Below are 12968 nucleotides of genomic sequence, written 5' to 3'. Positions count from 1 at the left end.
GGCCGGGCGGCCCTCAGACCTCGCGCAGCCGGTCCAGCTCCACCCCGATGGCGGCCCGCAGGACGTCGTGGCGGGGACCGAGCGCATGCCGCTCACCGCGCCGGTACTCCTCCTCGTACAGCCACACGGGCAGCCGGACGCGGTCGGCGGGCTCCCAGTCGTAGCGGGGCCAGATGTGGGCGTGGAGATACGGGTCGGTGTTGCCGAGGATCTCGATGTTCACGCGCCGGAAGGCCGGGTCGAGCCGCGCGCAGGCCCGCTCGACGGCCTCGGCGAGCCGCTCCATGTCCGCGAGGTACGCGGCCCTGCGCGCCCGGGGCAGGTCGGAGAGCCGGGTCACGGCCGGGTCGTCGGTCAGGAGCACCGAGTACCCGGGCAGGAACTGCCGGTCGCCGATGACGGCGAAGCCGGAGTCGAGACGGCGGAGCACGGTGGGGTTCTCCCCGCGGTGCGCGCTGCCGATGCGGTCGTCGCGCCAGTCTTCGTCGATCACGTACGGACCTTAACCGAGCGCAGTTGCAGGGCTGTTCACCGCTCTTCGCGCCTCGCAGGTAACCCATGTCATACCTGAGAGCTACGTGCGGATACGGCTCCATGGCGTGACGCCGACCACGGGGTCGGATTTCTAACTTCGGTAACAGAGAAGAGCGCTGACGGCTCTTCCGGATATCGGGGGAACACACCATGAAGACGGGGACCACGGGGGCGGCCGGCGCGGGCGGCACGAGGGGGACGGCGGGCGTGACCGGCGGGGCGGGGACGGCTCTCGCCACCGGGTCGGCCGGGACAGGGGGCCGAGGCGGTGGCGGCCGGATGCGCCGCACCCTGCTGGCGGCCCTGGTCGCGGCGGCCGTGGTGTTCCCCATATCCGCCGCCGCCTCCGCCCAGGCCCCCGCCCCCGCGCCCGTCACGTTCGTGGAGGACGCCGCGCCCCAGGTCCGGTATGCCGCCAACCGCGCCAATCTCGCCGAGGCGGCCCGCATGGCCCAGGAAGGCGACCGCACCGGCCGGGCCGCCAGGCTCCGCACCATGGAGGCGGCCGGGGCCGCACAGTTCCTCGCCTTCGACGGCCGCGGCAAGGGCCGCGCGGTCGAGGTCTTCGGCCAGCTGGAGACTGCCGACCGCGTCGCCGTCCTGGTGCCCGGCTCCGACACCACGCTCGACACCTACGAGAGGTTCCGGGCCGGGGCCGTCGCCCTCCAGCAGCGCCTCCAGGCCGAGCATCCGCACTCCGCCGTGGTCGCCTGGCTCGGGTACGACACGCCCGGCACGGTCAGCACGACCGTCCTGACCGCCGCCCGCGCCGACGTGGCCGCCACCGAACTGGCGCCCTTCCTGGATCGGTTGAGGGCCATGGCGGGGCCCGGCGCCCAGCTCTCCCTCCTCTGCCACTCCTACGGTTCCGTGGTCTGCGCCCGGACCACGACCGGGCCCGCGGTCAGTGACATGGCCCTCTTCGGCAGCCCCGGTACGGGGGCCTCGGCCGCCCGGGACCTGCCGACAAATGCCCGGGTCTGGGCGGGCCGGGGAAGCGGCGACTGGGTGGCGAACGTCCCGCATGTCCGGCTCGGCGGGCTCGGCTTCGGCACCGACCCCGTCGACCCGGCCTTCGGGGCGCGTGCCTTCACCGCCGGCGCCGCCGGCCACAGCGACTACCTCAAGCCCGGCACCGAGTCCCTCAAGAGCCTGGCCGCCATCGTCCTCGGCACCACCCCCGCCTCGGAGGCCCCTCATGCGTAAGCTCCGCGCCCGCTGGTCCGCCCTCGCGACGGGCATCGACGCGGCCACTCCGGCCGGCCGGGACCGGACCGTGGACGCGCTGCGGGCCTTCGCGATCCTCGGCGTGGTCCTCGGGCACTGGCTGGTCACCGCCCTCACCGCGACCGACGGCCGGCTGAGCACCACCAGCCCGCTGGCGCACATGCCCTGGCTGGCCCCGGTGTCCTGGCTGTTCCAGACCCTCGCCGTCTTCTTCCTCGTCGGCGGGCACGTCGCCGCCCGCGGGTATGCCGCGGCGCGCGAGCGGCAGGTCTCGTACGGCACGTGGGTCCGGCAGCGGCTGGGCCGGCTGTTCCGTCCGGTGGCCGCGGTGCTCGTCCTGTGGGCCGTCGTGGCGGGCGGGATGCTGGTCGGCGGGGCGGAGCTGGACACCGTCCGGGCGCTGGTCAAGCTGGTGCTGTCGCCGATGTGGTTCCTGCTGGTGTTCGCCGCGCTCACCGCCGCGACCCCGCTCGTGGCCCGGCTCAACCCGCTGTGGCCGCTGGCCGTGGTGGCCGGCGTCGACGTCTGGCGCTTCGGCCTCGGCGGCCCCGAGTGGATCGGCTGGGTCAATGTGGCCGCGGGCTGGCTCGTTCCCTTCACCCTGGGTGCCGCCTGGTCCCGCGGGGCCTTCGCCCGGCGCCGGCCGGCGCTGCTCCTGCTCGGGGCGGGGACCCTGGCCACGGTCGCGCTGGTCCTGTGGGGCGGGTACCCGGCGTCCATGGTGGGCGTCCCCGGGGCCACGGTCTCGAACCTGAACCCGCCGACCCTGGCCGCGGCCGCGTTCGGACTGGCCCAGTGCGGGCTGGCCCTGCTGGTGCGCGAACCGCTGGCCCGGGCCATGCGGCGGCCTTCGGCCTGGGCGAAGGTGGCCCTGGTGAACCTGTCCGCCATGACGGTCTTCCTGTGGCACCAGACCGCCATGATGGCCGTCACCGCGCTCGGGCTGCTGCTCTCGGCCGATCTTCCCGGGCTGCACACCGTGCCCGACTCCGTGGACTGGATAGCGGCCCGGCTGCTGTGGCTGCCGGTGTTCGCGGCCGCGCTGACGGTGTGTTGGGCCGCGTTCCGCACGTACGAGCGGGGCTCCCGCCGTCCGAGGCGGGAAGGCACCGCCCGCATTGTCGTCGGCTCCCACCGGACGACGGCCCCCAGCGAGGAGATCACCCATGCCTAGGCTGGAGCCCGTGAGCGATCCGAGCGAGTCCCCGGCACCCGACACCATAAAAGGCGGCGACGGCCGTCCCGCGCAGCGCGGCCTGGCCCAGGAGCTGTTCACCCTCAGGCGGGATCCCCTTCCGAAGATGTCCCGGCCTCGCTGGCTGGCCTGGCTGCCGCATGTGGTCCTCGGCTACGCGGCGATTCCCTGCGGTGTCCTGACCGGGATGCAGCTAAACGACCACTACGGGGTCTTCGGCGCGGCCGTGCTGGGACTGTCGCTGCTGACGTCCGCGTCCGTCCTGCTCAGCATGTTCCGGCCGATCGCCGCCTGGTGGCTCGGCCTCCTCACCACGGGCCTCATCGCATGGGCCATCCACGACCACGTCGGTCAGGGACAGTCGTGGCACTGGACGGCCGCCGGGCCGTTCACGTTCGCGCCCCTCATCCTGATGGTCGCCCTGCGGGTGCCGCCGCGGGTGACCGTCTGGGTCATCGGCATCACGCTCACCCTCTCCGGACTGGCCGACGTCGTCCTCAGACCTCCCGGGAGCCAGACGATCATCGGGGGCGTGGCGATCCTCTTCGCCTTCGTCGGCGTCCTCGGCTACGCGCTCCGGGCGACGCGCCTGGCGCGTGGCAAGCTCGTCGAGCAGGAGACCCTCACCGAGGAGGAGCGGGCCCGGCGCACCCTGCTGGAGGAGCGCAGCCGGATCGCCCGCGAGCTGCACGACGTCGTGGCGCACCACATGTCGGTGATCTCCATCCAGGCGCAGGTCGCCCCGCACTTGGTGGAGAACCCGTCCGAGGAGCTCAAGGAGAACCTGGCCGGCATCCGGGCCAATGCGCTGGAGGCCCTGACGGAGCTGCGGCGGGTCCTGGGCGTCCTGCGTTCCGAACAGCCCGACGATCCCGCGACGCTGCAACATCCGCAGCCCACCCTGGCCGAGCTGGACAGCCTCGTGGACAACGTGCGGGGGGCCGGGCTGGACGTCACCACCGAGACGGCGGGCATCCGGCGGCCGTTGACGCCGGGCGTGGAGCTCACCGCGTACCGGATCGTGCAGGAGGCGCTGAGCAACTGTCTGCGCCATGCGCCCGGTTCGCGGGTGGAGGTCGGCATAGCGTACGGGCCGCGCGAGCTGCACCTGTGCATCGCCAACACCGCGCCGACCCGGCCGGTCCTGCCGTCGCAGGGAGCGGGACACGGGCTGCTGGGGATGCGGGAGCGGGCAGGCATGCTGGGGGGTGAACTGGCCGCCGGCCCGCGTCCCGACGGCGGGTACGAGGTCAGCGCCGTACTGCCGATGGACCCTCAGCATCCGCCCGCCGGCACCGCCCCCGAGACGAAGAAGGCTTCATGAGCACCCCGATCAAGGTGATGATCGCCGACGACCAGATGATGGTGCGGCAGGGCTTCACCGTGCTCCTCAACGCGCAGCCCGACATCGAGGTCGTGGGACAGGCGGTGGACGGGGCCGAGGCCGTGGCGAAGGTCGCCGAGCTGGATCCGGACGTGGTGCTGATGGACATCCGCATGCCCGGGATGGGCGGCATCGAGGCGACGTCCGTCATCACCGGCGTCCCGGACGCCACCGTGAAGGTGCTCGTGCTGACCACCTTCGATCTCGACGAGTACGTGTACGAGGCGCTGCGGGCCGGGGCCTCCGGGTTCCTGCTCAAGGACGCCTCGGCCGACCAGCTCGCCGAGGCGGTGCGGGTGGTGGCGGCCGGCGAGGCGCTCCTCTCCCCGAACATCACCAAGCGGCTGATCACGGAGTTCTCCCGGCTGGGGGCGCCGCGGGCGCCGTCGCGGGCCCGGATCGACGAACTGACCGAGCGGGAGACCGAGGTCCTGTCGCTCGTGGCCCAGGGCCTGTCGAACGCGGAGATCGCGTCCCATCTGACGGTGGCGGAGCAGACGGTGAAGACGCATGTCGGACGGATCCTGGTGAAGCTCGGCCTGCGCGACCGCACGCAGGCGGCGGTGTTCGCGTACGAGACGGGGCTGGTCCGGCCGACGGGGTACTGAGGCGGCCCGGGTGGTCTTCGCGGCCCTCGTAGTACTTGAGGGGGATGCCGGGATATCCCCTTCAGCGGCGACGCGGACGACGGGACCACCGCCCTACGGTGGGGGCATGACCGAGACGACCACCGGGGGGACAGCCCGGCCGCCTGAGTTCCGACTCGCTTCGGGGCTCTTCAAGAACCTCCGCGACGACCTGATCACCGATGCGTTCGCCTACCGGCCGCTGCCGCCGATACGCACGGACGGGCGGCTCGCACGGTGGGTTCCGCGGGCGCTGCGCCCCAGGGCGGCGTTCCTGCCGCATGCCGTGGTGGTCCTGCTGTCCGTGATCACGGTGTTCGTCACCATCATCAACAACAGGATGGTCCCTTCCGGGCTGTCGCTGCTGCTGGGACTGCTGGCCGCGGCGCCGGTGCTGATGACGCTGGTGCGGCCGATCGGCGCCGTGTGGGTGGTGCTCGCTGTGACGCTGCCGCTGGCCATGGTGGAGAGCACCGGCATGACCTGGCCGTGGTCTCCGGGTACCTTCTTCGCCCACCTCGTCGTGATCACCATCGTGGCGTTGCGGAGCCGGCCGCGGGTGGCCGGCTGGTTGTGGCTGATCACCGTGGCGACCGGGTCCTTCCTGCCCTCGCTGATAGGCCAGCCCCTCGAACCCGGACCGATGGCCTTCCTGTCCGCGGTCTCCCTCCTCGCGGTGACCGTCCGCAACACCCGCAAGGAGGCGCGGCAGGAGGTCACGGCGCAGCAGGAGGTCACGGCCTTCGAGCGGGACAAGCGGACGCTGCTGGAGGAGCGGACGACGATCGCGCGGGAGCTGCACGACGTGGTGGCCCACCACATGTCGGTGGTGGCGATCCAGGCGGAGGCCGCGCCGTACCGGGTGAAGAACCCGCCGCCGGAGCTGGAGGCGGCGTTCGTCACCATCCGGGAGAACGCCGTGGCGGCCCTGACGGAGCTGCGGCGGGTGCTGGGTGTGGTGCGCTCCGCGGACTACGAGGCTCCGGACGCCCCGCAGCCGACGCTGGCCTCGCTGGACGGGCTGCTGGGCAATGTGCGGGAGGCCGGGCTGAGCGTGGAGAAGACGATCACGGGCGCGGTGCGGGAGCTGCCGCAGGGCGTGGAGCTGTCGGCGTACCGGATCATCCAGGAGGCCCTGAGCAACACGCTGCGGCACGCGCCGGGTGCGGCGGCCGGGGTGGAGGTCTCGTACGTGCTGGGCGGTCTGGGGATACGGATCGTCAATGAGGCGGCGACCGGCGATGTGCGGCCCTCGGCGGGGGCCGGGCACGGGATCACCGGAATGCGGGAGCGGGTGGCCATGCTGGAGGGGGAGATGACGGCCGGGCCGACGGCCGCGGGCGGGTACGAGGTGGCGGTGTTCATACCGGTGCGCAGTCGCCAGGCGCCGGAGCCGGTGGCGGCGGAGGGGGCGGCATGACGATCAGGGTGCTGATCGTCGACGACCAGATGATGGTGCGAGAGGGGTTCTCCGTCCTGCTGAACGCCATGGACGGCATCGAGGTCGTGGGCGAGGCGGTCGACGGCCGGGAGGCCATCGCGCAGGTGGCGGCGTTGCGGCCGGACGTGGTGCTGATGGACATCCGGATGCCGCAGATGAACGGCCTGGAGGCGACGCGGGAGATCGTCGCCGCGGACACGGACGCGAAGGTGCTGGTCCTGACGACCTTCGACCTCGACGAGTACGTGTACCAGGCGCTGCGGGCCGGGGCCTCCGGGTTCCTCTTGAAGGACGCGTCGGCCCGTCAGCTGGCGGACGGGGTACGGGTGGTGGCGGCAGGGGAGGCCCTGCTGGCACCTTCGGTGACCAAGCGGTTGATCGCGGAGTTCTCGAAGATCTCCGAGACGCGCAAGCTGGCGGATCCGGCGGGAGTGGGTGAGCTGACCGAGCGGGAGACGGAGGTGCTGGTGCTGATCGCACAGGGGCTGTCCAATGCGGAGATAGCGTCCCGACTGATCGTCGCGGAGTCCACGATCAAGACCCATGTGAGCCGGATCCTGGTGAAGCTGGGCCTGCGCGACCGCACCCAGGCGGCGGTGTTCGCCTACGAGACCCGGCTGGTGACACCGGCGTAGGCGGGACACCCCCTAGGGTGCGGGGATGGGCTTTGATCCGTGGGATGCCGCGTTCGTCGCCGATCCGTATCCGGCGTACCGGGAGTTGCGGGAGCAGGGGCGGGCCGTGTGGTGGGAGGCCACCGGGCAGTGGCTGGTGCCGCACTACGCCGATGTGAGCGCGCTGCTGCGGGACCGGCGGCTGGGGCGGACCTACCTGCACCGGTTCTCGCACGAGGAGTTCGGGCGCGAGGCGCCGCCGCCGGAGCACGAGCCCTTCCATGTGCTCAACGGCAACGGCCTGCTGGACCTGGAGGATCCGGCGCACGCGCGGGTGCGCAGGCTGGTGGCGAAGGCCTTCACCCCGCGGACGGTGGAGCGGCTCGTGCCCGCCGTGCAGCGGATGGCCGAGGGGCTGGTGGGGCGGCTGCTCGCGGACGGGGGCGGGGATCTGCTCGCGACCGTCGCCGAGCCCCTGCCGGTGGCCGTGATCGCGGAGCTGCTGGGCGTGCCGGAGGCGGACCGGGGGCTCCTGCGCCCGTGGTCGGCGGACATCTGCGGGATGTTCGAGCTCCGGCCGGACGAGGAGACGGCACGGCGCGCGGTGCGGGCGAGCGTCGAGTTCAGCGCCTACCTGCGGGAGCTGATCACCGAGCGCCGCACGCGCCCCGGCGAGGATCTGATCTCCGGCCTGATCGCCGCCCACGACGAGGAGGGCCGGCTCAGCGAGCAGGAGATGATCTCCACCTGCGTGCTCCTGCTGAACGCCGGACACGAGGCCACCGTCAACACCACCGTGAACGGATGGTGGGCGCTGTTCCGCAATCCCGCGCAGCTCGCCGCGCTCCGCGAGAGCCGCGATCCCGAAAAGTTGTCCACAGCTGTGGATGAACTCATGCGGTACGACACACCTCTGCAGATGTTCGAGCGGTGGGTGCTCGACGACATCCGGATCGGGGACACCGACGTCCCGCGCGGCGCCGAGGTCGCGCTGCTCTTCGGGTCCGCGAACCGGGATCCCGCGCGGTTCGCGGAGCCCGACGCACTGGACCTCGTACGGCCCGACAATCCGCACCTGAGCTTCGGGGCGGGGATCCACTACTGCCTGGGGGCTCCGCTGGCGCGGCGGGAGCTGGAGGCCTCGTTCGGCGCGCTGCTGGCGGACGGGGTCCCGCCACTGCGGCTCGTCGAGGAGCCGCGGTGGCGGGACGGGTACGTCATCCGAGGGCTGGAGCGGCTGCTCGTGGAGTTCTAGCCCGTAGACCACTCGTAAGTCTGTGGGAGAAGTCCCTGCGCGACGGCGCCGCCACCCTCGGCACCGACTCGCCGGCCGGCGCGCGGGTCGCCGAGACGGCGGCCTTCTTCGAGTTCCTGCAGGGCGAGATGCTGGCCATGATGGACCGTTGGCGGGACCACAGGGAGAAGCTCGGCCTCGGCTAAGGCCGCCTGGCGCGGCGGCGTACGGGACGGGCGCGGCCCAGGCCGCCGGAGTGCGGGGCCCACAGGATTCCGCCCGTGGCCGGATCCCCAGCCAGCCGCACCACCAGCCCCGACGCGGCCGACGCGGCCGGCTCTTCCGGCGCCGTACGGGGCCACGGGCACAGCGGCAACACCCGCCGGCCCAGCACGCCCAAGGTGAGCGCGTACCGCCCGTCCGCCAGGACCAGCACCGGCGGGCGCCACCGGGCGCGGACCACCACGGCCTCGTACGGGGTCCAGCGCACCGCCGGGTCCCGCAGCGCGCACCGGGCCCGCCGGACGGCGCGGAGCTCCCGCACCCCCAGCACCACCGGGCTCAGCAGCACCACCAGCACCGGCGGCCGGGTGAGCACGGCCGCGACCACCGCCGGCCACCAGAACACCGGCAGCAGGCAGAGCAGCAGCCCCTCCCGCCGCCAGTCGCCCAGCGCGTCACCCAGCGCCTCCGTCGCCGCCCCCGCCCCCGCCCCCGCCTCCGTCACCGGGGCAGAGTGAGCGTCCATGCCCCGGGCCGCAGAGTCCACGTACGGCGGCGGACCGGCCCGGTCATCGCCGCGTCGGCGCGGTAGCGGAAGTCCGCGCCCGACACCGTCACCGTCTTGGCCCGGGCCGTCACCGTGGAGCCGGAGCCGGAGCCGGCCGGGCCGCCGCCGGCCGTGCGGACCACGACCTCCGCCGGACCTCCGTCGTCGCACGTGCGCACCGACACGTCCTCCACGGGCTGGTCCACGTCCGCCAGGAGCAGCCCGTCGGCCTCGACCCGCAGCCGGTGGTACCCCCCGCCCACGCCACCGCTCCCGCCGCCGCCCGCCGCCACCGGGCGGACCAGCGTCCGGACCAGCGAGCGGTACGCGCTCCACACCGACGGCCCGGCCGGCCGCGGAATCCCGCGCACCGGCGGGATCCGCAGCGCGCCCAGCACCACCCCGTCGCTGTCGTCGACCAGGAGGTCGCACGTCCGCACCGCCCCGTCGAGCACCGCCCGGGCCGCGGACACGGCCGAAAGCGGAACGCCGAGGGAACCCGCCAGCCCGAGGGACTCCACAGGTCCCACCGGAACCAGCGCGAGGGCGCCCTCGCCCAGCGCCCGCTCCCGGTACAGCAGCCCCACGGCCCGGACCAGCGCCCGGTCGTCGCCCACGATCACCGGCTGCCGATGACCCCGGCGGGCGAGAGCCCGCGCAAATTCCTCCTGCGACTCCGGGAGGCAGATTTTCGCCGCCGCGCCCGCTGACAACACATCCTTCGCGATCCGCACGGACTCGCCGTCAAGACGGCGGGCGACCGGGTCGACGAGCACGAGCAGGCCGCCTACCGGCGCGCCCGCATGGCTCATGGTGGGCTCTGGAGCCGACACCTCGGTCCTTCCTCGGGTAGCATCTTTGTGCAAGAGGCCCTTGCGCTATTGCGCCAGGGCCTTCGTCTATTCCGGGGTACCGGTCCGACGGCTCAGCCTGCGGTGTACATCGTCGTACGCCCCCTGACCTTGGACATGCCCCATCCGGAAGAGGTGTACGCCTGTGCCCGCTCTTGTGCTGCTCGGAGCTCAGTGGGGTGACGAGGGCAAGGGAAAGGCCACCGACCTGCTCGGTGGATCCGTTGACTATGTAGTGCGCTACCAGGGTGGCAACAACGCCGGCCACACGGTCGTCGTCGGCGACCAGAAGTACGCGCTGCACCTTCTCCCGTCCGGCATCCTCTCCCCCGGATGCACCCCTGTCATCGGTAACGGCGTCGTCGTCGACCCGGCCGTCCTGCTCTCCGAGCTGCGCGGCCTGAACGAGCGCGGCATCGACACCTCCAAGCTGCTCATCAGCGGCAACGCGCACCTGATCACGCCGTACAACGTCACCCTCGACAAGGTCGGCGAGCGCTTCCTCGGCAAGCGCAAGATCGGTACGACCGGCCGCGGCATCGGACCGACCTACGCGGACAAGATCAACCGCATCGGCATCCGCGTCCAGGACCTCTACGACGAGTCGATCCTCATCCAGAAGGTCGAAGCGGCGCTGGAGGGCAAGAACCAGCTGCTGGCGAAGCTCTACAACCGTCGCGCGATCGACGCCGCGCAGATCGTCGAGGAGATGCTCCAGTACGCGGAGCAGATCAAGCCGTACGTCGCCGACACCACCCTGATCCTCAACGACGCGCTGGACGAGGACAAGGTCGTGCTGTTCGAGGGCGGCCAGGGCACCCTGCTCGACGTCGACCACGGCACCTACCCCTTCGTCACCTCGTCGAACCCGACCGCGGGCGGCGCCTGCACCGGCACCGGCGTGGGCCCGACGAAGATCAGCCGTGTCATCGGCATCCTCAAGGCCTACACGACCCGCGTCGGCGCCGGCCCGTTCCCGACCGAGCTGTTCGACCAGGACGGCGAGGACCTGCGCCGCATCGGCGGCGAGCGCGGTGTGACCACCGGCCGTGACCGTCGCTGCGGCTGGTTCGACGCGCCGATCGCACGGTACGCCACCCGGGTGAACGGTCTGACCGACTTCTTCCTCACCAAGCTGGACGTGCTGACCGGCTGGGAGCAGATCCCGGTGTGCGTCGCGTACGAGATCGACGGCAAGCGCGTCGAGGAGCTCCCCTACTCGCAGACCGACTTCCACCACGCGAAGCCGATCTACGAATACCTCCCCGGCTGGTCCGAGGACATCACCAAGGCCAAGACCTTCGAGGACCTGCCGGCGAACGCCCAGGCCTACGTCAAGGCCCTGGAGGAGATGTCGGGCGCCCCGATCTCCGCGATCGGCGTCGGCCCCGGCCGCACCGAGACGATCGAGATCAACTCCTTCCTGTAGGCAGGAGACGCACCACCGAGCGAGGGTCCTGCCCGGACGGAAGTCCGGGCAGGACCCTCCGCGTTTTCGGGAAAAGAATCCTTCCGCATCCGGTCACATCCGGGCGGGCCCGTCCGTCAGTGCTGTGTAGACGCCGACGCGGCCTGAAGGAGAGCAGTCATGACGACCACCTCGAACACCTCGAACACCACCGCCACCACCGCCACCACCGCCACCACCTCCGCTTCCCTCTCACGGATGCCGAACCCGGCGGAGTTCGTGCCCGAGCTGAACGACATCAGCGCCGCCCTCTTCCGGGCGACGGGCAACCGTTCGGTGCCGCGCACCACGATGAGCCTGGTCCACCTGCGGGCCGGGCAGATCGTCCACAACACCTACCTGACCGTCCTGAACACCGGTTTCCTCCGCAAGGCCGGGGAGTCCGAGGAGCGCATCACCGCCGTCTCCTCGTGGCAGGACGCCCCGTACTTCACCGCGGCCGAGCGCGCCGCGCTCGCCCTGGTGGAGGCCACCCTCCAGCCCGCCCCGCACGGCCGGGAGCGCGTGAGCGACGAGCTGTACGCCGAGGTGGCGGAGCACTACGGCGAGAAGGCGCTGGCCACCCTCACCATCGCGATCGGCCAGATCAACTTCTTCATCGCCCTGGCGGTCATCGGCAAGCCGCAGCCGGTCGCCTCGCTGGCCGACGCGCAGTGGGACTGAAGCCCCCCGGGGCCGTCTCGGGGGGCGCGTTCCGGGTGCCCGGAAATATGATGTGCACGGGCTCGTGAACGGAGCGGAAGCAGGGACGAATGGATGCACCTCGGAGCGTTCCATGAGCCCGCGCCGCCCCCCGCGCGTGGCGAGCGCCGACCTCCTCAGCATGCTCGGACGGCTCACCGCCCAGGCGCGGCAAGGGGTCGAGCTGCAGCAGGCCCGGGTCGAGCTGGCCGAGGCGCTGCAGCGCGAGATGCTGCCCACCGCCCTGCCCGTGCTGCCGGGGCTGCGCGCCGCGGCCCGGTACGCGCCCGCCCGGCACGGCCTGGACATCGGCGGCGACTGGTACGACGGCTTCCAGCTGCCCGAGGGCGCCCTCGCCTTCTGCATCGGCGACGTCCAGGGACACGACGTGGACGCGGCCGCCTTCATGGGGCAGATCCGGATCTGTCTGCGGGCCGTGTCTGCCGTGGTCGCCGATCCGGGCGAGGTGCTCGGCCGGGCCAACGAGGTGCTGCTCTCCATGGACCGCGATCTCTTCGCGACCTGCAGCCTGCTCCGCTTCGATCCGCGGACGTGGGAGCTGGAGAGCGCCCGGGCCGGGCACGTGCCCTCGGTCTGGGCCACCGTCGACGGCCAGTACGGGATCACCGAGGACGACGGCGGACTGCCGCTGAACCTGCAGTCCGGATCGGGGTACGGCGTGACCCGGCGCCGTCTGACGACGGCGGGATCGATCGTCCTGCTCACCGACGGCGTCGTCGAGGGCCCGAGGTTCCCGATCGAGGTGGGGCTGGAGCGCGTCGTACGCGTCGTGCGGGAGGCGGCGGGCACCGATCCCGACGAGCTGGCCGCCGAGGTGATGAAGGTGGCCGACTCCACCGGCCATGCCGATGACGCCGCAGTGCTCGTCCTGACCCACGACGCGGCGCGTCACGCCCCGCCGGGGCGCGGGCCTGTTGTCTGAT

The 12968-nt window shown here is 72.3% G+C and carries 14 protein-coding genes; 11 read left to right on the top strand and 3 right to left on the bottom strand.

The annotated features are described in order from the left end of the window. Positions 1-13: 13 nt before the first annotated feature. The gene (locus tag IF88_RS0109560; protein ID WP_030709273.1) at positions 14-490 is read right to left on the bottom strand and encodes an HIT family protein; all 477 of its coding nucleotides are present in this window, start codon (positions 488-490) and stop codon (positions 14-16) included. Between the two features lie 194 nt (positions 491-684). Here IF88_RS0109560 and IF88_RS42015 point away from each other — a divergent pair, with 194 nt between their 5' ends. The 8 genes from IF88_RS42015 (at position 685) to IF88_RS43325 (ending at position 8461) form a co-directional block, all read left to right on the top strand. Continuing rightward, positions 685-1740 carry an alpha/beta hydrolase gene (locus tag IF88_RS42015; protein WP_078892796.1) on the top strand — a complete coding sequence of 352 codons (1056 nt, stop codon included), beginning with the start codon at positions 685-687 and terminating at the stop codon, positions 1738-1740. Further along, complete coding sequence (locus tag IF88_RS0109550; protein ID WP_051836656.1) at positions 1733-2935, top strand: acyltransferase family protein; 1203 nt, start codon at positions 1733-1735, stop codon at positions 2933-2935. Before IF88_RS42015 ends, IF88_RS0109550 begins: the two co-directional genes overlap by 8 nt. A 10-nt stretch (positions 2936-2945) precedes the next feature. Continuing rightward, positions 2946-4280 carry a sensor histidine kinase gene (locus IF88_RS0109545; protein ID WP_234323467.1) on the top strand — a complete coding sequence of 445 codons (1335 nt, stop codon included), beginning with the start codon at positions 2946-2948 and terminating at the stop codon, positions 4278-4280. Beyond that, positions 4277-4948 carry a response regulator gene (locus tag IF88_RS0109540; RefSeq protein ID WP_030709266.1) on the top strand — a complete coding sequence of 224 codons (672 nt, stop codon included), beginning with the start codon at positions 4277-4279 and terminating at the stop codon, positions 4946-4948. The genes IF88_RS0109545 and IF88_RS0109540 overlap by 4 nt, the downstream gene beginning before the upstream one ends. 106 nt (positions 4949-5054) lie before the next feature. After that, entirely contained in the window at positions 5055-6386 is a 1332-nt protein-coding gene (locus IF88_RS0109535; protein WP_030709264.1) for a sensor histidine kinase, read from the top strand. Continuing rightward, a complete protein-coding gene (locus IF88_RS0109530) occupies positions 6383-7042 on the top strand; it encodes a response regulator (RefSeq protein WP_030709262.1) in 660 nt (219 codons plus the stop codon). Before IF88_RS0109535 ends, IF88_RS0109530 begins: the two co-directional genes overlap by 4 nt. A gap of 25 nt (positions 7043-7067) precedes the next feature. Further along, positions 7068-8276: a cytochrome P450 gene (locus IF88_RS0109525; RefSeq protein WP_030709260.1), complete on the top strand. Its 1209-nt coding sequence runs from the start codon at positions 7068-7070 to the stop codon at positions 8274-8276. Then, a complete protein-coding gene (locus IF88_RS43325) occupies positions 8222-8461 on the top strand; it encodes a hypothetical protein (RefSeq protein ID WP_078892795.1) in 240 nt (79 codons plus the stop codon). Before IF88_RS0109525 ends, IF88_RS43325 begins: the two co-directional genes overlap by 55 nt. Here the strand turns inward: IF88_RS43325 and IF88_RS0109520 are convergent. Together IF88_RS0109520 and IF88_RS0109515 are read right to left on the bottom strand one after the other, a co-directional pair. After that, positions 8458-8982, bottom strand: a complete 525-nt coding sequence (locus IF88_RS0109520) for a hypothetical protein (protein WP_030709258.1) — start codon at positions 8980-8982, stop codon at positions 8458-8460. The genes IF88_RS43325 and IF88_RS0109520 overlap by 4 nt on opposite strands. Then, positions 8979-9836, bottom strand: a complete 858-nt coding sequence (locus IF88_RS0109515) for a hypothetical protein (RefSeq protein ID WP_030709256.1) — start codon at positions 9834-9836, stop codon at positions 8979-8981. The genes IF88_RS0109520 and IF88_RS0109515 overlap by 4 nt, the downstream gene beginning before the upstream one ends. 184 nt (positions 9837-10020) lie before the next feature. Between IF88_RS0109515 and IF88_RS0109510 the strand changes: the two genes are divergently transcribed. The 3 genes from IF88_RS0109510 (at position 10021) to IF88_RS0109500 (ending at position 12967) form a co-directional block, all read left to right on the top strand. Continuing rightward, a complete protein-coding gene (locus IF88_RS0109510) occupies positions 10021-11304 on the top strand; it encodes an adenylosuccinate synthase (RefSeq protein ID WP_030709254.1) in 1284 nt (427 codons plus the stop codon). Positions 11305-11463: 159 nt separating this feature from the next. Then, on the top strand, positions 11464-12006 hold the full coding sequence (locus IF88_RS0109505; RefSeq protein WP_030709252.1) for a carboxymuconolactone decarboxylase family protein: 543 nt from the start codon (positions 11464-11466) through the stop codon (positions 12004-12006). A 112-nt stretch (positions 12007-12118) separates the two neighbouring features. Then, positions 12119-12967 (top strand): PP2C family protein-serine/threonine phosphatase, encoded by an 849-nt coding sequence (locus IF88_RS0109500; RefSeq protein WP_030709250.1) that lies wholly within the window; start codon positions 12119-12121, stop codon positions 12965-12967. Position 12968: the final 1 nt, after the last annotated feature.

Origin of the sequence: Streptomyces sp. NRRL F-2580 (assembly GCF_000720115.1) — a bacterium.
In the GTDB taxonomy this organism is placed as follows: domain Bacteria; phylum Actinomycetota; class Actinomycetes; order Streptomycetales; family Streptomycetaceae; genus Streptomyces.
The sequence above is the reverse complement of the archived record's forward strand: the minus strand, read 5'-3'. Positions and strand labels throughout refer to the sequence as shown.